We start from the raw sequence: 22,569 nt of genomic DNA, 5'->3' as shown, positions 1-22,569 counted from the left end.
GCTTCAGGGCGGATTGAGCGGGGGCGCGTGTGGTGCTATCGGCTTTTGCTCTGCAACAGGTCTCACAGGTGCCCCATGATCCGCCACATCGTCTTCTTCACAGCGTCGCCCGACAATGTCGAGGCCGTGCGGGCGGGGCTCTCGATCCTGACCGAGATCCCCCATGCACGCCTGCTGGAGATCGGCACCAATGTAAAGACCGACCGCTTCGATCAGGGCATTGATCTCGTCGTCTATGGTGAGTTCGACGACGAGGCGGCGCTCGCCGCCTACAAGGCGCATCCGCTTTATGAGGAGAGCATTCGCCGGGTAAAACCGCTCCGCGAGGAGCGGTTTGCGGCGGATTATGGGGTGGGGGATGCGGTGCGGGAGAGGGTTTGAGGGATCAGCGGCTCTGGCGGCGGCGCAGCAGCAGGTAAAGCCCTGCCAGGATGGAGACGCCGAGCAGGAAGAGACCTGCCTGGTTGAAGAAGCCGCTGGTGGCGGTGATGTCGATCATGGTGCTTTCTCAAGATCCAAGAGAAATGTGCGTGCCCACAGGTGCAATATAACGCCGAATGTCGAAAACCCCAAGACGGCAAGGGGACTGAGCGTGCTCGGATCTGTCACAATGGCGTTGATCGTCGGCGTCAGAACCCCGATCGCCACCATGGTCGTCCCGCAGGTATTCACGAAATTCGCCGTGAGCTTCTGACTTTCGTTGCGGATCAGAACCGTCAGACTGTCTTTTGGTGCTTCCATCACCGCCCCCCTGATTCCCGTGACCGAAAATGCAACCATGAGATGGTAATCCAAGGCTGGTTTTCCGCCAAGGGGCCGATCATCGAGATTGCCTCACCGTCGAGCAAGGACACACCCCCATGAAACTCCCCTTCCGTTTGCCCTGGGCGCAAGCCCCGGATCGCACCCGCATGGCCCAAGAAAAGGCGCTGTCACCCCGGCCTGGCACGCCGCTGGCCTTGATTGCCGGCGAGGGTGAGGCGCGGTGGACGGGGCGCAGTTATGCGGCGCTGTCGCGCGAGGGGTTCATGAAGAACCCGGTGGCGCATCGCTGTGTGCGGATGGTCTCGGAAGCGGCTGCCAGTATCGGCTTTCTCGCCTATCAGGGGCCGGCCGAGCGGGAGGATCACCCGGCGCTGTCGCTTCTGTCGCGACCGAACGGGGCGATGACCGGGGCGGATTTTCTGGAGGCGCTCTATGGCCAGCTGCTGCTCTCGGGCAATGCTTTTGTCGAGGCGATTGCGGTTGGCGCGGGGGGCAGTGCCGGGGTCGGGGCAGGGGCGGGTGCGAGAGCGGAGCTGCATTTGCTCAGGCCCGACCGGGTGAGTGTCGTCTCCGCTGCCGATGGCTGGCCGGCGGGTTATGATTATCGTGCGGGCACGGTGGTGCGGCGCATTGCGCTGGATGGGCTGTTGCATCTGAAACTCTTTCATCCGCTCGACGATCACCTAGGCTTTGCGCCGCTCGCGGCAGCCCAGGTGGCGCTCGATCTGCACAATGCGGCGGGGCGCTGGAACAAGGCGCTCTTGGACAATTCGGCCAGGCCCTCCGGCGCGCTGGTCTATCAGCCGAAGGAGGGCGGCAATCTCTCGGCTGACCAGTATCAGCGGCTGAAGGTGGAGCTCGACGAGGGCTATTCCGGCCCGATGCGCGCCGGGCGGCCGCTGCTCTTGGAGGGCGGGCTCGACTGGAAGTCGATGGGGCTTTCGCCCAAGGACATGGATTTTGTCGAGGCGAAGAACGGGGCTGCGCGCGATATCGCGCTCGCCTTCGGCGTGCCGCCGATGCTGCTCGGCATTCCCGGCGACAACACCTATGCGAATTACCAGGAGGCGAACCGCGCCTTTTATCGCCTGACCGTGCTGCCGCTGGTGACGCGGACGGGGGCGGCGCTGTCAGGCTTTCTTGGCGATCTCACAGGTGAGGGGCTGCGGCTGGTGCCGGATCTGGACACGGTGGCGGGGCTTTCCGCCGAGCGGGATGCTCTGTGGGCGAGGGTTGGGGCGGCCGGGTTTTTGACGGATGAGGAGAAGCGGGAGGCTGTGGGGTATTGAGGGTGTGGTGCCTTGTGAACCGATCCCCTCACCAACAAAATCGAAGCGTTAGGCGCGCGCAAGCCGCCTAACCTTCAGATTTTGTTGGTGAGGGGATCAGTTCCATTGGCGCGTTTAGGTATGGCGGGCACCTCCCCGTACAGGATGTCCCGGGCTGCCAGGCGTGCCAGATAGGGCGCGAGGATGAGGCCGGGATGGCCGGTGGCGAGGTAGAGGCCCTGGACCTCGGGGACAAAGCCGAGGCGGGGGAGCTTGTCCTCGAAGGTGGGGCGATGGCCGATGTCTGCGCTGATCAGCGACAGGGGCGACGGCAGATCGAATTCTTCGGTTAGGACGGACAGGAACCGCTTGCCGATGATGGAGGGCGTTTCGTCAGGATGCTGCGGATGCCAGGATTCGGCGATGAAGACGGTTTTGTCCAGGCTCTGGCGAACCTCCACACGTGGACCATCGAGGATATGGCGGATGAAGGGGGTGTCGCAGGCATATCGGAGCAGGAGCGCCGGCGACAGGGCCATGCCGATGTCTATGCCGAGCTGTTTTGCCAGCATGTCGGTTCCAGGACCCGCGGCGAGGAGGACGCAATCGGTCTCGATCCGGCCGGACGAGGTTCGGACGCCTGTGACGTGACCATTGACCGTTTCGATCGACGAGACCGTCTCACCGAAGCGGACAGTGGCACCGCGGGTGCGGGCGGCGTTGAGAAGCGTTCCGGCCAGGCGGATCGGATCGATGGCGATATCCTCGGTCGAGAAGACAGCCGTTTCCGGCGCATGGCGCAGATGCGGTTCCAGCCGGCTGATCGTGGTGCGGTCCACCAGTTCGACGGTCTCGCCCGCGTTCAGCCGTGTCGTGAAGAGGTGTTCGGTCTCCGGCGCCGAGGCGTGCCAGAGAAGCGAGCCATGGCGTGAAAATTCTGATATTTCCGGCAGATCGTGGATCAGGGCGGGATAGTCCTGCACCGCCTTCTGCCATAGGGCATGACTGTCACTGCCGGGCACCCCGTGGACGGTGTTGATCCAGCCGAAGGCGCGACCGGTGACACCGCAGGCGGGGTTCGGGCCGCTCTCGACCAGGACGACATCCGTTTGCGGCGAGGCCAGGTGATAGGCCATCGCCGTTCCGAAGATGCCGGCTCCGATGATGATGATGCGGCGTTTCTGCAATGGCATGATGGCAACCTTGAAATGCGACGAATGCGTGCAATGATAGGCGTTCGCTAGCCTTTACGGGTAACACGCAGATGACGGTCGATGGAACTGAAATAACCGACATTGGCCTCCCACCCGGCACCCGTGTGATCCCCGACTGGATCACGCCCGCCGAGGAAACCGCGCTCGTCGCCTTTCTCGACGAGGGAGCCTGGAGCGACGAACTGCGGCGGCGGGTTCGGCATTTTGGCTATCGCTACGATTATCGGGCGCGGATCGCGACGCCGGAGAGCCGGATCGGGCCGCTGCCGGAGGACGTGCAGGGGCTTGGACGGCGGATGGTCGAGGACGGGATTTTTGCGCGCCTGCCGGATCAGGTGATCGCCAATGAGTATTTGCCGGGGCAGGGGATCAGCGCCCATGTCGATTGCCAGCCGTGTTTCGGCGATGTGATCGTGTCGATGAGCCTCCTTTCTCCTTGCGAGATGCAGTTTGGCTGCGTCGCGACGGGAGAGAGGCGAGCGGCGCTCTTGCCGCCAAGGTCGCTGCTGGTGCTGGAAGGGGTGGCGCGACATGACTGGACCCATGCGATCCCGGCGCGTCGGTCTGATATCATCGACGGGGTGCGGGTGATGCGCGGGCGACGGGTGTCGCTGACCTTTCGGACCATGCGGTTTTGAAGGGCTTGGTGCCCGTAGAACTGATCAGGATGGTGGCATCGCCCTTCGAGGCCAGGCTTAAGCCCGGCACCTCAGGGCGAGGGGATTTCCACTGCGTGCCCGGTGCGCGAGCCCGCTCTTCAGTTCTGCCGCTCGGCCTTTGTCGATGGCGCAGGCTGCAGTAGCGCAGGCGACAGTGACAGCCGGCTTGTGACGGCGTCGAGGACGCGGGCGATGGCTCTTCGGCGCGCGGCATGCAGGCGGTAGCCGAAATCGGTGAGGGCGGCTTCGAGCTTGATGTCGCAGGACTGGACACCCGGTCGACCATAGAAGAGGTGGCCGAGGGCGATCGACAGCATGGCCATCAGGCCTGATGCAATCAGCACATCGGAGAGGAAATGCGCGCCGAAGGCGATGCGGTTGAGCGCGGTGAGCGCCGCAAACACACTGAGCAGGCAGAAGACGCAGCGGCGCCAGACGACCGGCACGAAAAAGGCGAGCGGGATGAGACAGGTGACGACGGCGGCTTCGCCCGAGACGAAGGAACGGTCGTCGAAATAATCGCCACCCAGCGCCCAGGCATGGATGAAATGCTCGGTGCCGCCGAAATCGATGATGTTGCGCGGCCGGGGGCGATCGATGAGCGGTTTCAGGATGCCGTTGACGGTGAGCGCCGGGCCGAGCAGGAAGAGGCTGGAGAAATAGAGCGTGAAGCGCGGCGGAAAGAGCGATGCCCGCGAGGGATAGATGAGCTTGAGCACCAGCCCGATCACCAGAACGATGGTGAGTGCCAGCGGAAAATACTGGCCGAAGGCGCGGAAGGTGTTGAGCGCCGTCATTTTCGTCGCCGGGAACCCCTGGCCCTCGACATAGAAAAACTGGCTGACGGCGAGATCCACCGCCGGAAACGAAACGAAGAATGCCGACAGTGACAGCGTGACGAGAGTGGCGAGAAGCAGCGGTTTTTCCGCAACGGTGCCGCGCGGCGCGCGCGCCGCGTCGATGACATAGACCATGATGTGACCCCAAACATATTACCCCGCATGCACATAGGCAGGCCTTGATGAAAGGCGTGTGACGATCGTGTTTGCGATCTGGGAAATCCGCGTCGGGGCCTCGTCCTTCGAGGCCCTCGCTTTGCGAGGGCGCCTCAGGATGAGGGGGAGAGAGTTGGTTTCGCGGGCGGCCTTGTCGCGGGACGGCCGACCTTGCTGCAGGGCGTGACGGTCGCGGACGGGCGTGCCGGTGTCGTCTGTTGAATCGGAATGTGAGCGACTTCACGCAGCAGATTCACCTCCGGAATCGCTCTGTGAACATTCATGCCCAAGCGATTCAGAATATTCGAAAAAATCCGCCGCCATCACCTGGATAGGGCCGCAGTCCGTTGCTGTCGAAGGGGAAGGTTTGCGCCGGCCGCAGCCTTTTGGGCGGGATCGTACCGGCCGGCGCAGAGATCAAGCCTATCAGCGAAAGATGAACAAATGACTGACTTCAGCCATGACGGCGGCGTTTTTTCTGCGCGCCTGATCGGGGCGGTCGCGGGCTCCGCGATTTCGCTCGTCTACCTCCTGCCCAAACATCGCCGCGAGGCGGCGGTGCGTTTCCTGACCGGGCTCGCCTGCGGGCTGATCTTTGGCGGGCCGACGGGTCTCTGGGGCGCGACCCGGCTCGGTATCGAGCCGGACCTGTCCTCCGCCGAGATCATGCTGGCCGGCGCCACGCTCGCGTCTTTCACCGCCTGGTGGGGGCTGGGTGTGCTGGTGCGGCTGACCGGACGGGCGGGGGAGAAGGTGGGGTGAGGTTGCGCTGCGACTGTCGTTCACCCTGTGACCAAAAAGCCCCTCATCCGCCCTTCGGGCACCTTCTCCCCGCAGGCGGGGAGAAGGGCGATGCGGCTGGCGTGGTGCCCCCTTCTCCCCGTTCACGGGGAGAAGGTCCCGGCAGGGGGATGAGGGGCGGTTCTATCATCAAGCGCCGATCGGTGATCACCCCCACCCGCCGCTTTGCGGCGACCTCCCCCCTCGAGGGGGAGGTGGGAGATCAGCGACACACGATCATCACGAGGAGAGACACATGCAGAGCGAGCAAGGGCCGGGCGGCCAGAGTTTTCGATATGCGGGGCTGACGCTGAAGGGGGTCGCCGGCGACGGGACGTTTTCCGGTTATGCGAGCCTGTTCGGCGAGGTCGATCTCGGCCGCGATGCGATCGAGCCCGGGGCCTTTTCGGCCTCGATCGACAAGCGCGGGGCAGGCGGCGTGCGCATGCTGTTCCAGCACGATCCGGCCGAGGTGATCGGCCGCTGGACGGTGCTGCGCGAGGATGCGCGCGGGCTTTATGTCGAGGGCAAGCTGGCAACCGATGTGGCCCGCGCCCGCGAGGTGCTGGCGCTGATGAAGGCGGGCGCGCTCGACGGGCTGTCGATCGGCTTTCGCGCGGTGAAGACGCGCAGCGATCGCAAGGCCGGGGTGCGGCGCATTCTGGAGGCGGATCTCTGGGAGATCTCGGTCGTGACCTTTCCCATGCTGCCGACGGCGCGTGTCTCCAATGTCAAGCATCGGCGGTTCTACCGCGACAGGGAAACCGAGCTCGTCCGGCTGATGCGCCGGGCGGCGAGGGTTATGGCGAGCAATCATTTCAACAGGGGATGACGAGATGGATCAGGCGAAAGGACAGGGCATGATGACGGATGACGGTACGGGGGCGAAGGGGGCGGGCAAGCCGGTTTCGGCCGCGCGCGCGCCACTCGAGGTGAAGGCGGCACCCGACACGGTGACGGCGGCCTTCGAGGAGCTGATGAGCGCGTTTGAGGCCTTCAAGGAAGGCAATGACCAGCGGCTGGCGGAAATCGAGGACAAGCTGACGAGCGATGTCGTGACCCGCGACAAGGTCGAGCGGATCAACAAGGCGATCGACGACCAGGGGCGGCTTCTCGACGAGCTGGTGCTGAAGAAGCTGCGGCCGCAGCTGTCGCGGCCGGGGCGTGACGACCAGGTGTCTGCCGAACACAAGGCGGCCTTCGAGGCCTATGTCAGGCGCGGCGACGACCAGGCCTTGCGCGATCTCGACCAGAAGGCGCTGTCGGCCGGTGTTTCCGGCGACGGCGGTTATCTCGTGCCGCCGCAGATGGATGGCGAGATTGGCCGCAGGCTGACCGCCATTTCGCCGATCCGCGCGCTCGCAACCGTGCGGCAGGTCTCAGGGTCAGTGCTGAAGAAGCCGTTTGCGGCAGCGGGTTTTGCCAGCGGTTGGGTGGCGGAGACGGCGGCAAGGCCGCAGACCGGCACGCCGGAACTTTCCGAACTCGCCTTCCCGACCATGGAGCTCTATGCCATGCCGGCGGCAACCCAGGGGCTGCTCGACGATGCGGCTGTCGATATCGAGGCCTGGATTGCGGCGGAAGTCGACATCGCCTTTGCCGAGCAGGAGGGCGTTGCCTTCGTGACCGGCGATGGCGTCAACCGGCCGAAGGGCTTTCTGAGTTATCCGCAGGTGGCGGACGACGCCTGGGAATGGGGCAAGATCGGCACGGTGGCGACCGGGGCGGCGGGCGCCTTTGCCGCAAGCGGGGCGTCGGACGTGCTGATCAACGCGGTTTATGCGCTGAAGGCGGGGCATCGCCAGAACGGCACATTCGTCATGAGCCGGCGCAGCCAGGGCGCGGTGCGCAAGCTGAAGGATGCCGACGGCAACTATCTCTGGGCGCCCCCGGCCCGCGCCGGCGATCCGGCCTCGCTGATGGGTTTCCCGGTCGCCGAATCCGAGGCCATGCCGGAGATTGCGGCGAATGCCACGGCGATCGCCTTTGGCGATTTCCGCGCCGGCTATCTGGTGGTCGACCGGGTCGGCGTGCGGGTGCTGCGCGATCCCTATTCGGCGAAACCGTATGTGCTGTTTTACACGACGAAGCGTGTGGGCGGCGGCGTGCAGGATTTCGAGGCGATCAAGCTGGTGAAGTTCGGGGTGTGAGGGGGCCGACCCTCCCCTTGGACGGGGAGGTGGGTGGCCTTGGCCGCCCGTTGAAACAGGCCCCCCATCCGCCCTTCGGGCACCTTCTCCCCGCCCCTTCGACAGGCTCAGGGCGGGGAGAAGGGCGAATGCGGCCAGCGGCGTGCCCCCTTCTCCCCGTTCACGGGGAGAAGGTCCCGGCAGGGGGATGAGGGGCAGTCCTCATGCTGAGGTGCCCGCGTCAGCGGCCTCGAAGCATCGGCCCCCGCGAGGGTGGCCTCGTCCTTCGAGGCCCGGCTGGGCCGGGCACCTCAGGATGAGGGGTTTGCTTTCATTTCCATATTCAAAGGATCTCCCATGACCATCATCGACCTTACTCCGCCGCTGGCGGAGCCGCTGACGCTTGCCGAGGTGAAGGTGCATCTGCGGCTGGATACGGATGACGAGGATACCCTGCTCGTCGCGTTGATCGCGGTCGCGCGCGAACATCTGGAGCGGGAGACCGGGCTTGTTCTGGCGGTCAGGGATTTCAGGCTGTGCCTCGATGCCTGGCCGGATGACGGGATTCTGACGATTGCGCGGGGGCCGGTGCGGCAGGTGACGGATGTGACGGTGTATGACGGCGATGGCGTCGGTCAGGCCGTGGATCTTGACGGGCATCTGCTTGATGGCGAGGCGCGACCGGCGCGGCTTTGGCTGCGCGATGTGCCTCAGCCGGGGCGGGTTTTGAACGGCATCGAGGTGGAATTTGTCGCAGGCTTTGGCGAGAGCGGTGCTGAAGTGCCCGACACGCTGAAGCGGGCCATGCTGCTGCATATCGCGGCGATGTTTGCCTGCCGGGGCGTGGTGGCGCCTGAGGCCCAGCCGGCAGTGGTGCCGCCGGGATATGACCGGCTGATCGCGCCCTTTTGTCGGCGGGGGCTCTGACCATGGCGGCTCTCGATATCGATGCCGGCCGGCTGACGGCGCGGCTGGTGCTGGAAGCGCCGCAAGCCACGGATGACGGGCAGGGCGGGGCGGATGTCGTCTTTGCCGAGCTGGCCCGCGTCTGGGCACTGGTCGAGCCGAAGACATTTGGCGAAGAGATGAAGGGGCCGGGGCTGGTGTCGGAGGTGACGCATCAGGTGACCTTGCGGGCACGCGACGATCTCAGGCCGGGGCAGCGGCTGCGCAAGGGCGCGCGGGTTTTCGCGATTTTGGCGTTGCGCGATCTCGACGAGACGGGGCGGTTTGTCCTGGTCCTCTGCCGTGAGGTGACGGGATGAGGCGCGGTGGCGGGCAGGGCCATGCGCCTGTGGCGCTGGAGGAGACCGGCGCGGCGCTGGGCGAGATGTTGCGGCGGGCGCTGGCCGACAGGTTGGCGCGGGCTGCGCGGGGAGACGCTGACGGTTCAGAGCTGGAGGGGCGACGGGCAGGGGATGATGGGGGCGGTGGCCTCGTCCTTCGAGGCCCGGCTGCGCCGGGCACCTCAGGATGAGGGGTTGGCGTTATGCATGAGGGGTTGGCGTTTGGCACGAGGGGTGGCGTGATGTGCCGGTACTCAGCTCGGGCGTGATCAGGGAGATGAACAATGGCGAATGCGGTCAATGCGTTGGCTTCGGCGCTTCAACAGGCGGTGAAGGCCGATGCGGCGCTGGCCGGGCTGCTCGGGGCGGACGGGATGACCGACCGGACGCTGCGGCCGCAGCACTTTCCGGCGCTGGTGCTGGGCACGGTCGAGGCACGGGATTATTCGACCGGCGAGGCGGAGGGGGCGGAAATCCTGCTGACGCTGGAGGCCTGGAGTGCGAAATCGCGGCGCGAGGCGGAAGCGCTTGTCGCGGAGCTGCGCCGGGTGGCGGAGGGGCTGCCGGAGGGGTTGGATGGGTTTCGGCTGGTGAATTTCAGGCATCGGCGCACGGTCAGCCGGCGCGAGGTGAAGGCCGGGTTGTTTGTCGCGGAGGCAAGTTTTCGGGCGGTGGTGGAGTGATGTGGGGGCACGAGGGACGAAACTCGATCCTATGGAAACCGTTCACGTCCTAGGTTATCTTGCATTCAGCCGTTTCACAGGGGGCGTTGATGGGCGTGATCGCACAGAGCTTGGGTGGCCGGGTGGCAGATCCGGAGCGTTTTCCGGCGCTGAGGACACTGCTGGCGCGCATTGACGCTGCCTGCGATCCGATCGAGGTGATCCTCTATGGCAGCCGGGCGCGTGACGAGGCGACTGCACAGAGTGACTGGGACCTGAAGATCATCGTCGCCGATGACGCGCCCGAGAGCATGTTGTCGCCGCTGTTCGGCTGGACGCTGCAGGACGGATCCGGCGTGCATGCTGACGTCTCGGTCACACGCCTCTCCGACTTCCAGGCCGATCTCAAAGTGGCGAATTCGGCGGCCAGCCATATCGTCGACGACGGCATTCTGCTTGTCCGCTGAGCTGCATATCGCCAACGCCCTGCGTTTGGCCCGCGAGGATCTCGAGGCGGCACGGCTGCTATCGGGTGCGGATAATCGCAACGATGCCTATCATGCCCAGCAGACGGCAGAGAAGATGCTGCTGGCGCTTTTGACTTCGGAAGGCATCCGCGCCGAGCGACGGGATTCGCATCGCATCGACGTGTTGCGGGATCTCCTGCCTGATGCCGATCCCTTCAAGGCGCGGTTTGCGCCGCTGACCTTCCTGACCGTGTTCGCGACGACCTACCGCTATCCCAAGGATGCCGGCCGAATACCGGCGCGGGCCGAAAGGGTTGAACTGGAGCGGGTACTCGTGACGCTCCAGGCGATCCTAACCGACCTCGCGGAGCATTTTGGCGTGGAGCTCTTGGCGTCGGATCGGTTGCCGGCGGCAAGGTCTAACCCACCGCGCACCTAACCCCCGCGACCACTCCGCCGCGCCATCACCGCAAGCGCCAGGATTGCCGCGAACGCCGTGGCGGCGAAGAGGGTGGCGAGCGTCAGGCCGGCGGTGAGGCCGGCGCGGTCGATGATCGCGGTCATCAGCACGGGGGCGGTGGCATTGGCGAGGTTTTGCGGCAGAGCGAGCCGCGCCGATTGCTGGGCAAAGCGGCTGGCGGAAAAGAAGCTGAGCGGCAGGAGCGCACGGGCGATCGTGGTGACGCCCGAGCCGAAGCCGTAAAGGGCGACGAAGGCGAAGAGTGTCGAGGGCGTGCCCTCGGTGAAGAGGATGATCAGCGGGGCGGCGGTCAGCATGGCGGTGCCGGCTAGACCGGTCGTGAGCGGTGAGGAGCGTTTGCCGAGCACCACATCGACGGCGCGGGCGGCGATGCCGAAGACGGCGCGCAGCGACCCGAGCTGCAAGGCGAGAGCCGGCGTAGCGCCGGAGACTTCGAGCACGTGCAGGAGGATCGGCGAGAGGCCGAAGGTCATCAGGCTGGCGAGCGCCGTGGCGAGTGCAATCAGGGCAAAGGCAATGCGCGCCTGGGCGGGGCTCATCGCGAGCGGCTCGACGAGGTCGGCGGCGCGGTCTTCTGCGGAACGCTGGATCGGCATGCGGGCGAGCGCCAGGTGCACCGGCAGGCAGACGAGAAGCTGGACGACGGCTGCGCCGATGAGTGCGCCGCGCCAGCCGACGGCTTCCGACGCCAGCGAGAGGAGCGGCCAGCAGATCGCCGAGGACAGGCCGGTGAAGATCATCAGGATGCCGATGGTGCGTTTGGCACCGTTGCCTTCACGCTCGACGACGGCGGCGTAACTCGGCACCGACAACCCGCAGGCGCCGCCAAAGCCGAGGATCAGCCAGCCGAGGCCATAAAGCACGATCCCTTGAGCGGCGGCAAGAACCAGGAGGCCGGCACCCATGGTGAGCGAGCCGAGCGCGAGCGTCCGGGCGGCGCCGTGGCGGGCGATCAGCCGGCCGGTGAAGGGGCCGAGCGCCGCCATCATCAGCATCATCACGGTGAGCCCCGCAAAGGCGAGCTCATTGGCCATCCCGAGATCGGTCGCCATGGCGCGGCCGAAGACAGCCGGCATTTCGAAGGTCGTGCCCCAGCCGAGGATCTGGCAAAGCGCGAGGGATGCGACGAGCGCGAGGCGGCGGAGGGGCATGATGGGGGCTCGGGGCGGGTGGGGGAGAGCGAATAGCGAATAGGCATTAGGCAGTAGGCAGTAGGGTTTCTAGAGGGGGATGGGCGGGGGCGCCAGGGCGAAATCTTGGGGTGGGGGAATTTGGGGAGGCCCTCATGCTGAGGTGCCCTCGCGAAAGCGAGGGCCTCGAAGCATCCATGTTGCACAGTGGCCTCGTCCTTAATTGCTCTCGAGGGGGAGGGTCGGATCGCGGGTCCGGGGTGGGGTGATCCTCACCGGGATTTTCAAACGGCGCGCCTGGTCACCCCCACCCGCCGCTTCGCGGCGACCTCCCCCCTCTAGGGGGAGGTGGGAGTGCTGCAGGCTTGCGCATCATTCACACACATCAACCAGGAGGCGGGTATGGGCGCGCAGAGGGGCAAGGATCTCTTGCTGAAGATCGAGAATGGGGCGGGTTTCGTCACGGTGGCGGGGCTTCGCGCCAGGCGGCTGTCGTTCAATGCGCAATCGGTGGATATCACCGATAGCGAAAGCGCCGGGCGCTGGCGGGAATTGCTGGAAGGGGCGGGCGTGCGCCGTGCCGGGCTGACGGGATCCGGCCTGTTCAAGGACCAGGCGTCGGACGCGCTGGTGCGGGCGGCCTTCTTTGCCGGCTCGATCCTGAATTTCCAGGTGGTGATCCCCGATTTTGGCACGGTGACGGCGCCGTTTCAGGTGACGGCGCTGGATTATGCCGGCAATCACGACGGCGAAATGACCTTCGAGATCGCGCTGGAATCGGCCGGTGCCGTGTCCTTTGCGGCGCTGTGAGGCTGACATGCGGGGTTATGGAGAGAGGGACCGGCGAGAGCCGGTGACGGTGAACCGCGCCAACCGCCATCGCGGCGAGGTGGAGGCTGTCATCGATGGCGAGCGGCGCATTCTGTGTTTGACGCTGGGTGCGCTGGCCGAGCTGGAGACAGCGTTCGGGGCGGAAAGCCTTGGGGATCTCGCTGCACGGTTTTCGACCGGGCGGCTGAAAAGTGCGGATCTGATCCGCATCCTCGCCTGCGGTCTGCGCGGCGGCGGCAACCGGGTGTCCGATGCCGATGTCGCCGAGATGGCGGTGGAGGGCGGCGTGGCAGGGGCGGCGGGTGTCGTCGGCGAGCTGCTGACGGTGACGTTTCAGACGGGCGGGGCGGCGGGCGGTGCGACTGCCGGTGCCGGGGCGGAGACGACGGCGTCCCCTTGAGGGCCGCAGGCGGCGGGGGCGAAGGGCCAAAACCGTTTCCCTGGGGGACGGCAATGACGCTCGGGTTCCATCGTCTGCGGCTGTTACCGGAAGTGTTCTGGCGGTTGAGCCTGCCGGAATTTGTGGCGATGTCAGGCGGGTTTGATCGGCCGGGCGGGATTTCGCGGGCTGAGGTCGAGCGGATGATGTCGAGGTTTCCGGATTGAGGGGCTCAAGCGGGTAAGCTGCCCCTCATCCGCCCTTCTCGCCGCAGGCGGGGAGAAGGGCGGGTGCGGCACCGTTATCCGGTTGGAAGCGGCCTATTTCTGATAGTGAAAGCGGCACTGAATGATTTCGATCTGCTGGACGCTGCCCTTGCCGGAAACGCGATAGACAAGCCGGTGTTCGCCCAGGATACGGCGAGACCAGAAGCCGCTGAGATCGCCCTTGAGCGGCTCGGGTTTTCCAAAGCCCTGGAAGGGGGATCGCTTCATATCCCGGATCAGCGTGTTGATTTTTTCGACCATGGCCGGGTTGGAACCCTGCCAGTATTCGTATTCCGCCCAGGCGTGCACGGTCCAGAGCAGGTTCATGTTACAGGGTCGGATCCCTGTCGATAAACTCTCCGCCATCAAGCTGGGCAAGGCTTTCACGCAGCCGTTCAGAATTCGCCGGCGTTGAGAGAAGATGCAGCGTTTCCTGCAGGCTCTCATATTCGCCCTCGGCCATCACGACCACGGCCTCCGATCCCTGGCGGGTGACGAGCAGCGGCGCGCGCGACGCGATCACCTCGTCGAAGTGGGTCGCGATGTTCTGTCGGAACTCGGTCAGGCGGACATGGGCCATGATGGCTCTCCTGGATGGACTGTACGTAAATGTGTACGGATTGCTTTGAGGTGTCAATCGGTGTGCGGTCAACCAGGGCTTGGATTGTCGTCCCCTCATCCTGAGGTGCCCTCGCAATCGCGAGGGCCTCGAAGGATCCGTGCGCTCGGGGACCGGTGGCCTCGTCCTTCGAGGCCCGACGGGGTCGGGCACCTCAGGATGAGGGGCAGACATGCTCGGCGCGGCCACCGATTTGCGCGCGAAAAGAAAGGATTTCCCCATGACCGATGACGACACATTGGCGCTGTCCGTCGATCTCGATGGTAGTGCGGCCTTGGCCGTGCTCGATGATCTCGAAAGCCGCTCGGCCCGGTTCGGGCGGGCGCTGACCTCGGCGCTGTCAGGCGCCGTGACCGGCGGCAAGGGGCTGGAGGAGGTGCTGCGGACGGTCGGTTTGCGGCTCTCCGATATTGCGCTTTCGGCGGGTTTGAAGCCGTTTGAAAACCTTGTGACGCAGGCGGCGGGCGGGCTGCTTGGCAGTTTGTCGTCGGGGTTGGGGTCGGCGCTCGGTACGGGCGTGACGGCCTATGCCAAGGGCGGCGTGCCGGGGCGGGTGATGCCCTTTGCCGATGGTGGCGTGGTCGCGGCACCGACGTATTTTCCGATGGCGGGCGGCACGGGTTTGATGGGCGAGGCCGGGGCGGAGGCGATCCTGCCGCTGAAGCGTGGCGCCGATGGTGCGCTGGGTGTGGCCGCCGACGCGGCGGGGGCGGGCACGGTGATCCACTTTCAGGTGACGGCGACGGATGCGGCGAGTTTTGCCCGGAGCGAGGGGCAGATCACGGCGATGCTGGCACGCTCGGTGACGCGCGGGCGGCGGGGGATGTGAGGGGAGCGAGTAGCCAGTAGGCAGTAGGCAGTAGGCAGTAGGCAGTAGGCAGTGGGGGGGTAGGGAGAGGTGGCCTCGTCCTTCGAGGCCCGCGCTAAGCGCGGGCACCTCAGGATGAGGGGAAAACCGGAACCTCAGGATGAGGGGAAGCCTGGGACTTCAGGATGAGGGAAAACCGGGACCTCAGGATGAGGGGCGACCATCGAGCCGCAGCCCACTCTCCCCCCGGTGTTGCGGAGAGTGGGGAGATGTCGGCGTAGCCGTCAGAGGGGGACGACACCTTCGACAGCGCCCATCGTCGACCGCCCTCATCCTGAGGTGCCCTCGCATCGCGAGGGCCTCGAAGGATCCCCATGCGGTGCCCTCTCGTGGCGCGGGCCTCGAAGGATCCCTGCGTCGAACAGGTTCAAGATCATCGTCAACGGAGGCATCCATGGCCTTTCATGAACAGCGTTTTCCGCTGCGCCTGTCGCTGACCTCAAGCGGCGGGCCGGGGCGGCAGACGGATATTGTGTCGCTGTCGAACGGCCGCGAGGCGCGCAATCGGCGCTGGCGGTTTTCCAGGCGTCGGTATGATGTCGGCTCGGCGCTGCGCTCGGTGGCCGACCTCTATGCGGTCCTGGAGTTCTTCGAGGCGCGCAGCGGGCAGTTGCATGGCTTTCGCTTTCGCGATCCGGTGGATTTTTGCTCGGCCCGGCCGGGCGAGGCGGTGTCGCCGCTCGACCAGTGGATCGGGACGGGTGACGGGGTGACGGCGGGGTTTCCGCTGGTCAAGGCCTATGGCGACGGGGCGGCGGTGGAGCGGCGGCCGGTGGTGAAGCCGGTGGCGGGCAGTCTGCGGATCGCGGTGGACGGGGTGGAGCGCGAGGACGGGTTTGTGCTGGATGCGGTGACGGGGATCGTCACCTTCGCGGCGGGGCATGTGCCGCCCGAGGGCGCCGAGATCCGGGCGGGTTTTGAGTATGACGTGCCTGTGCGCTTCGACACCGACCGGATCGAGATCAATCTCGATGCTTTCAGGGCCGGGCGCATTCCCTCCATTCCGCTGATCGAGGTGATGCCATGAGGGCGATTCCGGAGGCGCTGGCCGCCCATATCGCGACGGGGGAGACGACGCTCTGCCGGGCCTGGCGGGTGACGCGGGCGGATGAAACAGTGCTCGGGTTTACCGAGCATGACCAGGCGCTGACCTTCGATGGCACGGTGTTTGAGCCGGCAAGCGGCTTTGCGGCCAGTGAGGCGCGCGGGGCAAGTGGCCTTGCCGCGCCGGGAGCGGAGATTAAGGGCGGGTTTTCCAGCGACGCGATCACGGAAGCCGATCTCGCCGCCGGGCGGTATGACGGTGCCCGCGTCGAGCTGTTTCTGGTCAACTGGCAGGCGGCCGAGGACCAGCATGTGCTGCTTTCGGTGCAGGAGATCGGCGAGGTTGTGAGGGCGGGGCCGGGCTTTTCAGCCGAACTGCGCAGCATGGCCCATCGGCTGCAGCAGCCGCAGGGGCGGATCTACAACCGGCGCTGCGATGCGGATCTGGGTGATGTCAGATGCGGGGTGGATATGGGCGTCGGCAATCGGCAGCGGAGTGGCCAGGTGGCGGCGGTGATCTCGGCGGACTGGCTCAAGGTTTCGGGTCTGGCGGGGCTGGGCGAGGGACATTTTCGCCTCGGGCATTTGCGCTTCGACGACGGGGCGCTTGCCGGGCGCAGGCTGGCGGTCGAGGAGAGCGGGGCAGCGGTCGATGGGGTTGTCGAGGTGAGGCTCTGGCTGCCGCTGGAGGCGGCGCCTGCGGTCGGCGATGCCGTGACGCTGTCGGTCGGCTGCGACAAGAGCTTTGCCACCTGTCGAGCGAAATTTGCCAACCAGGTGAATTTCCAGGGTTTTCCCCATATGCCGGGCAGCGATTTTGCCTATTCCTATGTGAGCGGTGCGAGCACCCATGATGGTGGGGTTTTGTATGAGTGAGGGGGGGGTAAGAAGCCCCTCATCCGCCCTTCGGGCACCTTCTCCCCGTAAACGGGGAGAAGGACGAGCCGCCGCCGGCTGTATTCGCCCTTCGATGAACCCAGGCGGCGGATGAGGGGCAATCGCATAGACACAGGGCCCCCCATCCCTTTGCCTATCCCCCGCAGACAACACTGAAAGGTATTGCGATGAAGATCATTTGCCCTGACGGAAACGGATATTCTTATTATGTGCAGGCAGTTGATGAGAGCCGCTATATCAGGGGCGACGGCGTCGAGACGTTTCTGGTGAAGGCCGGGGATTATTGGAACGGCGCTGGCGGCAGCGATGCCCTGAACTATCGCGAGCGCTGCGAGGCGCGGGTGACGACGGAGGATAGGGTCGGCTCGACGCAGACCTATGCGTTTCAGCTCAAGATTCCGTCCAACTATCCGGAGTTCAGCCCGAAGCAGACGCTCGGGCAATGGCACAATGGCGCTTACGACAGCGTCTACAACCGCTATGAGAATGGCGAATTCACCATCTGCCTCAACAATCACGACACCGACAGTTTTGTCGAATATCCTGTGACCGTGACCAAGGGGGCGTGGAACAGCTTCAGCTATACCTTCGTCTGGCACGCGACGGCGGGGGCGGTGACCGCGAAGGTCAACGGCAAGACAGTGGTCAAGGCGTCAGGGCTGGCACTGGTGCCGGCGACGGCGAGGTCGGTCTATTTCAAATATGGGATTTACCGGAACATGGCCAAGGGGCTCGTCGGGCCGGACCAGCAGGTGAGTTATCGCCAGGTCAGCCGGGGGTGAGGGGGTTGCCTAGGTTGCCCCTCATCCCCCTGCTGGGACCTTCTCCCCGCGAGCGGGGAGAAGGGGGGGCGGGGCTGGCGGCGGCACTTCCGTCTCTCCGCCTGCGGGGAGAAGGTGCCCGCCCTTCGATGCCCTCATGCTGAGGCCCGCGCATGAGCGCGGGCCTCGAAGCATCCCCAGGCGGGCGGTGGCCTCGTCCTTCGAGGCCCGACGCAGTCGGGCACCTCAGGATGAGGGGGAAACGTCTGTGCTCGCGGGCCCCCCTCTGTCGGCTGCGCCGACATCTCCCCCACGGGTGGGGAGAGTGGGCTGCGGCGCGGCGTCTGATCTGTCGTGTTCCGCGAGCATCGCCGATCCCCACCACAAATTCCTTTACAACATCACCTCCTCCGGAGCCTCCCATGTCCGTCAATGCGCGCGTGCTCGGCATTGCCGAGCGCTGGATCGGCACGCCCTACCGGCATCAGGGGGCGACGAGAGGGGTGGGGTGCGATTGCCTCGGCCTCGTGCGCGGGATCTGGCGGGAGCTGTATGGCGGCGAGCCGGAGGTCGTGCCGGCCTATGCGCCTGACTGGGCGGAGCGGTCGGGCGAGGAGCGGTTGCTGCAGGCGGCGGGGCGGCATTTTTCGACCGTTGCGTCTTTTGAGGAGAGCCGGCCTGGCGATCTCGTGCTGTTTCGCTTTCGGCCGGGAATGGCCGCCAAACATGCCGGGATTTTGGCGCGGATGGCGGAGACGCATTTCGCTGGGCCGGACGACCGCAGCGAGGGGCCACCGGATGCGCTGCAGTTGCCGCCCGATGCCTTCATCCACGCCTATGAGCAATCGGCGGTCACCCGCTCGGCTTTGGTGCCGGGGTGGAAGCGCAAGATTGCCGGCATCTATCGATTTCCGGAAAGGGGTTTGTGATGGCGACGATCCTGTTGCAGGCGGCGGGGGCTGCGCTCGGCTCGGTGTTCGGGCCTGTTGGCGCGATCTTGGGGCGCGCGGCGGGGGCGGCGGTTGGCAGCATGATCGACCGCAGTCTCTTGTCGAGCACGACCTCGGTGACCGGGGCACGGTTGTCTTCGGCACGGCTGGCGGGGGCGAGCGAGGGCACGGCGATCCCGAGGCTTTATGGCACGGCACGGCTGGGCGGCACGCTGATCTGGGCGACGCGCTTCGAGGAAGAGGCGGTGACCGAGCGGAGCGGCGGCAAATCGAGCGGCGGCACGCGCACCACGACCTATCAGTATTATGCCAATCTGGCGCTTGGGCTCTGCGAAGGGGAGGTTGCGGGCGTGCGGCGCGTCTGGGCCGATGGGCGGGAACTCGACCTGACCGAGATCGAGATGCGGGTCTATCGCGGCACGCGCGCCCAACCGGTCGATCCGCTGATTGCGGCCAAGCAAGGGACGGACAAGGTGCCGGCCTATCGGGGGCTTGCCTATGTCGTCTTCGAGCGCCTGCCGCTTGACGATTTCGGCAACCGCATTCCGCTCTTGCAATTCGAGGTGATCCGGCCAGTCGGGCAATTGGAAGAACAGATCCGGGCGGTGGCGCTCATTCCGGGGGCGACCGAGCATGGTTATGCGGTGACGCGGGTGTCGGATGCGCCGAACGCGGGCGAAAAGCGCTGGCTGAACCGCAACACGCTTGTCGCTGCGAGCGACTGGCAGGCCTCGATGGATGAGCTGCAGGCGCTCTGCCCCAATCTTGAAGAGGTGGCGCTGGTGGTCGCCTGGTTCGGAACGGATCTGCGCGCCGGAGAATGCCGGGTGTTGCCGGGGGTGGAGGTGGCGGCGCGGCGGCAGGAGAGCCGTGCCTGGCGCGTGGCGGGGCTTGATCGAAGCGCAGCGCATCTGGTGAGCCGGCATGACGGCGGGCCGGCCTATGGCGGATCGCCGGATGATCAGAGTGTGATCGAGGCGATCAGGGATCTGAAGGCGCGCGGGCTGAAGGTGACGCTTTATCCGTTTCTGCTGATGGATATTGCATCGGGCAACGGGCGGCCCGACCCGTATGGCGGGGCGGAGCAGGCGGCCTATCCCTGGCGCGGGCGGATTACCGCTTTTCCTCTGAGTGCCGACAAGACGGCGGCGACGCGGGCGCAGGTTTCGACATTTGTCACCCGCGCGGACGGTTACAGGCGGTTCATCCGGCATTATGCGGACCTGGTTCAGGAGGCGGGCGGGGTGGATGGTTTTCTGCTCGGCTCCGAGCTGAAGGGGCTGACGACACTGCGGGATGGGGCAAACGCCTTTCCCTTTGTCGAGGCGCTGGTGGCGCTGGCGGGCGAGGTGCGCGGCATGCTGGGGGCGTCGACGGCGATATCCTATGGGGCGGACTGGAGCGAATATTTCGGCCATCAGCCGGCCGATGGTTCCGGTGATCTGTTCTTTCATCTCGATCCGCTCTGGGCGAGCCCGGATGTGGCGGGGGTCGGGATCGACAACTACATGCCGCTCGCCGACTGGCGCGACGAGGATCTGGAGGCGGTGAGCCCGGATGGATTTTCCGGGGCCGATGATGCCTCGGGTTTTGCCCGGATGCTGACGGCCGGCGAGGGATTTGATTGGTACTACGCCAGCGAGGCCGATCGGCAGGCGCGGGAGCGCACGCCGATCACCGATGGGGCCTACGAAAAACCCTGGGTCTACAGGGTCAAGGATCTCGAAAGCTGGTGGGGCAATCGGCACTACAACCGGATCGGCGGGGTGGAGCAGGCGGCACCGACCGCCTGGACGCCCGCCATGAAACCCTTCTGGTTTACCGAGCTTGGTTGCGGGGCGGTGGATCGCGGGGCAAACCAGCCGAATGTCTTTGTCGATGCCAAATCGACGGAGAGCGGACGGCCGCATTTTTCCAATGGCGCCAGGGCCGACAGCCAGCAGCGGCGATTTCTCGAGGCGCATCTGTCCCATTGGGCGGAGAGCGAGCGGCCGGCGGGGCTGGTCGATCCCTCGAAAATCTTCGTCTGGAGCTGGGATGCGCGGCCTTATCCGGGTTTTCCGCAGGAGACGGGGCTTTGGGCCGATGGGCGGAACTGGCGCACGGGACACTGGCTGAACGGGCGGCTGGGGACAGTGACGCTGGCCGATGTGATCGCCGCGATCCTCACCGATCATGGCTTTGATGATTTCGACGTGTCGCAGGTGGCGGGGGATCTCGGCGGTTATGTGAAGGGGGATCTGACCTGGGCGCGCGATCTGATCGAGCCGCTGGTGGAGCTGTTCCAGATCGATGTGGTGGAGGACGGCGAAACCTTGCGCTTTCGCACACGGGGCAATGCCAGCCTGCCGGCGCGCGAGATTGCCGTTCTCGCCGATATGACGGATCAGCCGCTGTGGAGCGAGACGCGCGGGCATGACAGCGATTATGCCTCGGAAGCTCTGGTGACGTTCTACGATCCGGCGGCTGACTATGCCGAAGCGAGCGTGCGCTCGCGCAAGGTGGAGGCGGCGACCGAGCGGCAGCTGGCGCGGGACCTGCCGGCAGTCATCCCGGAGGAGACGGCGCTTCTCGCCGCCGAAGGCTGGCTGCGCGACAACCGGCTGGCGCGGCGCACGCTGCAGCTGGCGCTGGGACCGGGCGAGATCGCCGTGCAGCCGGGCGACGTGCTGCGGCTCTCGGAAGGGCCGGCGGGACGCTTTCTGGTGAGCGAGATCGACGAGGGGTTCGAGCGGCGGCTGACGCTCAGGGCCTTTGCCGGAAAGGTGTCTTCCGAAGTGGCGGCGGTGGAGCCGGGGCGGGCGGGGGACAATCCGGGGGCTGCGGGTTTCGATCCGACGGTGGTGTTTCTCGATCTGCCCCTGATCGACAGCACGGTCATGACCGGCGATGCGGCCGTGGCGGCCTATGGCAAACCGTGGCTGCGGCTGGCGGTGTCGAGTTCCCCAGAGGTCGAGGGCTATCGCCTGCGCCTGACGCTCGATCGGCCGGCGACGCTGGGCACCTTGGTCGAGCCGTTGGCGGCGGGTGTCTCCGGGCGGTTTGACCGGGCCAATCATCTGGTGGTGGAACTGCTGTCGGGGGCTCTGTCGTCAGCGAGCCGAACGGCGGTGTTTTCCGGCACGAACAGGTTGGCGGTGCGCTCGGTTTCGGGGAGCTGGGAGGTGCTGGGGTTCACCGACGCGGAGGAGATTGCGGCGGGTCGCTTTCGGTTGACGGGGTTGTTGCGCGGGCTGTCCGGCACCGAGGATGCGATGGCGGCAGGGGCCGAAGCCGGGGCGGATGTCGTTTTGCTTGATCAGGCGGTGAAGGCCTTGGGGCTGGCGACCGCCGAGCGCGGGGTGGATCAGAACTGGATCCTCGAGCCGATGGGGCTGGTGACGGAGCTGTCCGGCCCGCATGTATTCGCCGGCGGCTTGCGGGCGGAAACGCCACTTGCGCCGGTGCATCTGAAGGCGGAGAGGTCCGGTGCCGGGGATGTGGTGCTCTCCTGGATCCGGCGTGGGCGTGTCGATGCCGACGGCTGGAGCGAGGGTGATATTCCGCTCGATGAGGAGACGGAGCGCTATCGGGTCGAGATCCTCGATGGGGTGGTTGTGCGCCGGACGATCGAGGGGACGGCGCCGGTCTGCACCTATGCGGCGGGTGACGAGATAGCCGATTTCGGGGCCGCACAGTCGAGCCTGAAGGTTCGCATTCGCCAACTCGGGCGGCTGGCGGCCGGTTTGCCGGCCGAGACCATTGTTTCCATTCGATAAACTCTGAAACAGAAGGAGAGAGCCATGCTGGACATGAAACCCTGGTATCAGTCGAAAACCGTCTGGGGCGCGCTGGTCGCGATTGGCGCGCCGCTCTTGCGCCATGCCGGCTTTGATCTCGGGAGTGCCGAGGAGGCTGAAGTGGCGGATGCATTGACGACGCTGGCGGGCACGCTCGGTGGGTTGCTGGCGCTTTATGGGCGGCTTTCGGCGACGAAGGGCGTGGGTGGGTGAGGGCGACTGTCCTCATGCTGAGGTGCCCGCGCGAAGCGGGGGCCTCGAAGGATCATGCGTGATTTTGCCTCGGGGCCTCGTCCTTCGAGGCCCCGGCTTTGCCGGGGCACCTCAGGATGAGGGGAT

Annotated in this window: 27 protein-coding genes; 21 read left to right on the top strand and 6 right to left on the bottom strand. The window is 65.8% G+C overall.

Annotated elements, in window-relative coordinates; genetic code table 11:
• The first annotated feature begins 75 nt into the window (after positions 1-75).
• The gene (locus DFO46_RS11535; protein WP_110789352.1) at positions 76-381 is read left to right on the top strand and encodes a Dabb family protein; all 306 of its coding nucleotides are present in this window, start codon (positions 76-78) and stop codon (positions 379-381) included.
• Between the two features lie 114 nt (positions 382-495).
• Here DFO46_RS11535 and DFO46_RS11530 read toward each other — a convergent pair whose 3' ends face one another.
• A complete protein-coding gene (locus DFO46_RS11530; protein WP_120277373.1) occupies positions 496-795 on the bottom strand; it encodes a hypothetical protein in 300 nt (99 codons plus the stop codon).
• Between the two features lie 65 nt (positions 796-860).
• Here DFO46_RS11530 and DFO46_RS11525 point away from each other — a divergent pair, with 65 nt between their 5' ends.
• A complete protein-coding gene (locus DFO46_RS11525) occupies positions 861-2,054 on the top strand; it encodes a phage portal protein (protein WP_120277372.1) in 1,194 nt (397 codons plus the stop codon).
• Between the two features lie 74 nt (positions 2,055-2,128).
• Here DFO46_RS11525 and DFO46_RS11520 read toward each other — a convergent pair whose 3' ends face one another.
• A complete protein-coding gene (locus DFO46_RS11520; RefSeq protein ID WP_120277371.1) occupies positions 2,129-3,226 on the bottom strand; it encodes an FAD-binding oxidoreductase in 1,098 nt (365 codons plus the stop codon).
• A 71-nt stretch (positions 3,227-3,297) separates the two neighbouring features.
• On the opposite strand from DFO46_RS11520, the gene DFO46_RS11515 reads away from it, so the two are divergent.
• Entirely contained in the window at positions 3,298-3,885 is a 588-nt protein-coding gene (locus tag DFO46_RS11515) for an alpha-ketoglutarate-dependent dioxygenase AlkB (RefSeq protein WP_120277370.1), read from the top strand.
• 119 nt (positions 3,886-4,004) lie between these two features.
• Here DFO46_RS11515 and DFO46_RS11510 read toward each other — a convergent pair whose 3' ends face one another.
• A complete protein-coding gene (locus tag DFO46_RS11510) occupies positions 4,005-4,880 on the bottom strand; it encodes a phosphatase PAP2 family protein (protein WP_120277369.1) in 876 nt (291 codons plus the stop codon).
• A 465-nt stretch (positions 4,881-5,345) separates the two neighbouring features.
• On the opposite strand from DFO46_RS11510, the gene DFO46_RS11505 reads away from it, so the two are divergent.
• The 8 genes from DFO46_RS11505 to DFO46_RS11465 all read left to right on the top strand — a co-directional run bounded on the left by DFO46_RS11505 (position 5,346) and on the right by DFO46_RS11465 (position 10,664).
• On the top strand, positions 5,346-5,663 hold the full coding sequence (locus tag DFO46_RS11505; protein WP_120277368.1) for a DUF6107 family protein: 318 nt from the start codon (positions 5,346-5,348) through the stop codon (positions 5,661-5,663).
• A gap of 274 nt (positions 5,664-5,937) precedes the next feature.
• A complete protein-coding gene (locus tag DFO46_RS11500) occupies positions 5,938-6,513 on the top strand; it encodes an HK97 family phage prohead protease (protein WP_120277367.1) in 576 nt (191 codons plus the stop codon).
• Positions 6,514-6,544: 31 nt separating this feature from the next.
• A complete protein-coding gene (locus DFO46_RS11495; protein ID WP_120278223.1) occupies positions 6,545-7,831 on the top strand; it encodes a phage major capsid protein in 1,287 nt (428 codons plus the stop codon).
• Positions 7,832-8,167: 336 nt separating this feature from the next.
• Positions 8,168-8,737 carry a head-tail connector protein gene (locus DFO46_RS11490; RefSeq protein ID WP_120277366.1) on the top strand — a complete coding sequence of 190 codons (570 nt, stop codon included), beginning with the start codon at positions 8,168-8,170 and terminating at the stop codon, positions 8,735-8,737.
• A 2-nt stretch (positions 8,738-8,739) separates the two neighbouring features.
• On the top strand, positions 8,740-9,075 hold the full coding sequence (locus DFO46_RS11485) for a phage head closure protein (RefSeq protein WP_120277365.1): 336 nt from the start codon (positions 8,740-8,742) through the stop codon (positions 9,073-9,075).
• A 305-nt stretch (positions 9,076-9,380) separates the two neighbouring features.
• The gene (locus tag DFO46_RS11475; protein WP_120277363.1) at positions 9,381-9,779 is read left to right on the top strand and encodes a DUF3168 domain-containing protein; all 399 of its coding nucleotides are present in this window, start codon (positions 9,381-9,383) and stop codon (positions 9,777-9,779) included.
• Between the two features lie 89 nt (positions 9,780-9,868).
• Positions 9,869-10,225, top strand: a complete 357-nt coding sequence (locus tag DFO46_RS11470; protein ID WP_147412755.1) for a nucleotidyltransferase domain-containing protein — start codon at positions 9,869-9,871, stop codon at positions 10,223-10,225.
• Positions 10,215-10,664, top strand: a complete 450-nt coding sequence (locus DFO46_RS11465) for a HEPN domain-containing protein (protein ID WP_183041881.1) — start codon at positions 10,215-10,217, stop codon at positions 10,662-10,664. Before DFO46_RS11470 ends, DFO46_RS11465 begins: the two co-directional genes overlap by 11 nt.
• Here DFO46_RS11465 and DFO46_RS11460 read toward each other — a convergent pair.
• Positions 10,661-11,857 (bottom strand): MFS transporter, encoded by a 1,197-nt coding sequence (locus tag DFO46_RS11460; protein ID WP_120277360.1) that lies wholly within the window; start codon positions 11,855-11,857, stop codon positions 10,661-10,663. The genes DFO46_RS11465 and DFO46_RS11460 overlap by 4 nt on opposite strands.
• A 381-nt stretch (positions 11,858-12,238) precedes the next feature.
• Here DFO46_RS11460 and DFO46_RS11455 point away from each other — a divergent pair, with 381 nt between their 5' ends.
• From DFO46_RS11455 to DFO46_RS11445, 3 genes are read left to right on the top strand one after another with little or no spacing between them, the layout of a single operon-like run.
• The gene (locus DFO46_RS11455; protein WP_120277359.1) at positions 12,239-12,646 is read left to right on the top strand and encodes a phage major tail protein, TP901-1 family; all 408 of its coding nucleotides are present in this window, start codon (positions 12,239-12,241) and stop codon (positions 12,644-12,646) included.
• 7 nt (positions 12,647-12,653) lie between these two features.
• Positions 12,654-13,067 (top strand): gene transfer agent family protein, encoded by a 414-nt coding sequence (locus DFO46_RS11450; RefSeq protein WP_120277358.1) that lies wholly within the window; start codon positions 12,654-12,656, stop codon positions 13,065-13,067.
• Complete coding sequence (locus DFO46_RS11445; RefSeq protein ID WP_281039943.1) at positions 13,064-13,273, top strand: phage tail assembly chaperone; 210 nt, start codon at positions 13,064-13,066, stop codon at positions 13,271-13,273. The genes DFO46_RS11450 and DFO46_RS11445 overlap by 4 nt, the downstream gene beginning before the upstream one ends.
• Before the next feature lie 93 nt (positions 13,274-13,366).
• On the opposite strand, the gene DFO46_RS11440 is transcribed toward DFO46_RS11445, so the two are convergent.
• Together DFO46_RS11440 and DFO46_RS11435 are read right to left on the bottom strand one after the other, a co-directional pair.
• Entirely contained in the window at positions 13,367-13,639 is a 273-nt protein-coding gene (locus tag DFO46_RS11440; protein WP_120277357.1) for a Txe/YoeB family addiction module toxin, read from the bottom strand.
• A gap of 1 nt (position 13,640) precedes the next feature.
• Positions 13,641-13,892, bottom strand: coding sequence for a type II toxin-antitoxin system prevent-host-death family antitoxin (locus DFO46_RS11435; protein WP_120277356.1), 252 nt, complete (start codon positions 13,890-13,892; stop codon positions 13,641-13,643).
• Positions 13,893-14,151: 259 nt separating this feature from the next.
• On the opposite strand from DFO46_RS11435, the gene DFO46_RS11430 reads away from it, so the two are divergent.
• From DFO46_RS11430 to DFO46_RS11400, 7 genes are all read left to right on the top strand, one after another.
• Complete coding sequence (locus tag DFO46_RS11430; RefSeq protein WP_120278221.1) at positions 14,152-14,760, top strand: phage tail tape measure protein; 609 nt, start codon at positions 14,152-14,154, stop codon at positions 14,758-14,760.
• Positions 14,761-15,193: 433 nt separating this feature from the next.
• On the top strand, positions 15,194-15,826 hold the full coding sequence (locus DFO46_RS11425; protein ID WP_120277355.1) for a DUF2460 domain-containing protein: 633 nt from the start codon (positions 15,194-15,196) through the stop codon (positions 15,824-15,826).
• Positions 15,823-16,719, top strand: coding sequence for a DUF2163 domain-containing protein (locus DFO46_RS11420; protein ID WP_120277354.1), 897 nt, complete (start codon positions 15,823-15,825; stop codon positions 16,717-16,719). Before DFO46_RS11425 ends, DFO46_RS11420 begins: the two co-directional genes overlap by 4 nt.
• Positions 16,720-16,949: 230 nt before the next feature.
• Positions 16,950-17,522 (top strand): heparin lyase I family protein, encoded by a 573-nt coding sequence (locus DFO46_RS11415; protein ID WP_183041880.1) that lies wholly within the window; start codon positions 16,950-16,952, stop codon positions 17,520-17,522.
• A gap of 401 nt (positions 17,523-17,923) precedes the next feature.
• Positions 17,924-18,430 (top strand): NlpC/P60 family protein, encoded by a 507-nt coding sequence (locus DFO46_RS11410; RefSeq protein WP_120277352.1) that lies wholly within the window; start codon positions 17,924-17,926, stop codon positions 18,428-18,430.
• Entirely contained in the window at positions 18,430-22,209 is a 3,780-nt protein-coding gene (locus DFO46_RS11405) for a glycoside hydrolase/phage tail family protein (protein ID WP_120277351.1), read from the top strand. The genes DFO46_RS11410 and DFO46_RS11405 overlap by 1 nt, the downstream gene beginning before the upstream one ends.
• A gap of 24 nt (positions 22,210-22,233) precedes the next feature.
• A complete protein-coding gene (locus DFO46_RS11400) occupies positions 22,234-22,443 on the top strand; it encodes a hypothetical protein (protein WP_120277350.1) in 210 nt (69 codons plus the stop codon).
• The last annotated feature ends 126 nt before the right edge of the window (positions 22,444-22,569 follow it).

Origin of the sequence: Rhizobium sp. AG855 (assembly GCF_003610655.1) — a bacterium.
Classification (GTDB): Bacteria; Pseudomonadota; Alphaproteobacteria; order Rhizobiales; family Rhizobiaceae; genus Allorhizobium; species Allorhizobium wuzhouense.
This window is presented reverse-complemented; position numbering and strand designations above follow the sequence as displayed.

Coding starts and splice junctions, on each gene's coding strand:
- DFO46_RS11460 (WP_120277360.1), bottom strand. CDS start 11,857: ATGCCCCTCCGCCGCCTCGCGCTCGTCGCATCCCTCGCGCTTTGCCAG.
- DFO46_RS11470 (WP_147412755.1), top strand. CDS start 9,869: ATGGGCGTGATCGCACAGAGCTTGGGTGGCCGGGTGGCAGATCCGGAG.
- DFO46_RS11505 (WP_120277368.1), top strand. CDS start 5,346: ATGACTGACTTCAGCCATGACGGCGGCGTTTTTTCTGCGCGCCTGATC.
- DFO46_RS11475 (WP_120277363.1), top strand. CDS start 9,381: ATGGCGAATGCGGTCAATGCGTTGGCTTCGGCGCTTCAACAGGCGGTG.
- DFO46_RS11515 (WP_120277370.1), top strand. CDS start 3,298: ATGACGGTCGATGGAACTGAAATAACCGACATTGGCCTCCCACCCGGC.
- DFO46_RS11490 (WP_120277366.1), top strand. CDS start 8,168: ATGACCATCATCGACCTTACTCCGCCGCTGGCGGAGCCGCTGACGCTT.
- DFO46_RS11495 (WP_120278223.1), top strand. CDS start 6,545: ATGACGGATGACGGTACGGGGGCGAAGGGGGCGGGCAAGCCGGTTTCG.
- DFO46_RS11440 (WP_120277357.1), bottom strand. CDS start 13,639: ATGAACCTGCTCTGGACCGTGCACGCCTGGGCGGAATACGAATACTGG.
- DFO46_RS11430 (WP_120278221.1), top strand. CDS start 14,152: ATGACCGATGACGACACATTGGCGCTGTCCGTCGATCTCGATGGTAGT.
- DFO46_RS11525 (WP_120277372.1), top strand. CDS start 861: ATGAAACTCCCCTTCCGTTTGCCCTGGGCGCAAGCCCCGGATCGCACC.
- DFO46_RS11450 (WP_120277358.1), top strand. CDS start 12,654: ATGCGGGGTTATGGAGAGAGGGACCGGCGAGAGCCGGTGACGGTGAAC.
- DFO46_RS11420 (WP_120277354.1), top strand. CDS start 15,823: ATGAGGGCGATTCCGGAGGCGCTGGCCGCCCATATCGCGACGGGGGAG.
- DFO46_RS11535 (WP_110789352.1), top strand. CDS start 76: ATGATCCGCCACATCGTCTTCTTCACAGCGTCGCCCGACAATGTCGAG.
- DFO46_RS11410 (WP_120277352.1), top strand. CDS start 17,924: ATGTCCGTCAATGCGCGCGTGCTCGGCATTGCCGAGCGCTGGATCGGC.
- DFO46_RS11455 (WP_120277359.1), top strand. CDS start 12,239: ATGGGCGCGCAGAGGGGCAAGGATCTCTTGCTGAAGATCGAGAATGGG.
- DFO46_RS11520 (WP_120277371.1), bottom strand. CDS start 3,226: ATGCCATTGCAGAAACGCCGCATCATCATCATCGGAGCCGGCATCTTC.
- DFO46_RS11500 (WP_120277367.1), top strand. CDS start 5,938: ATGCAGAGCGAGCAAGGGCCGGGCGGCCAGAGTTTTCGATATGCGGGG.
- DFO46_RS11435 (WP_120277356.1), bottom strand. CDS start 13,892: ATGGCCCATGTCCGCCTGACCGAGTTCCGACAGAACATCGCGACCCAC.
- DFO46_RS11405 (WP_120277351.1), top strand. CDS start 18,430: ATGGCGACGATCCTGTTGCAGGCGGCGGGGGCTGCGCTCGGCTCGGTG.
- DFO46_RS11485 (WP_120277365.1), top strand. CDS start 8,740: ATGGCGGCTCTCGATATCGATGCCGGCCGGCTGACGGCGCGGCTGGTG.
- DFO46_RS11510 (WP_120277369.1), bottom strand. CDS start 4,880: ATGGTCTATGTCATCGACGCGGCGCGCGCGCCGCGCGGCACCGTTGCG.
- DFO46_RS11425 (WP_120277355.1), top strand. CDS start 15,194: ATGGCCTTTCATGAACAGCGTTTTCCGCTGCGCCTGTCGCTGACCTCA.
- DFO46_RS11400 (WP_120277350.1), top strand. CDS start 22,234: ATGCTGGACATGAAACCCTGGTATCAGTCGAAAACCGTCTGGGGCGCG.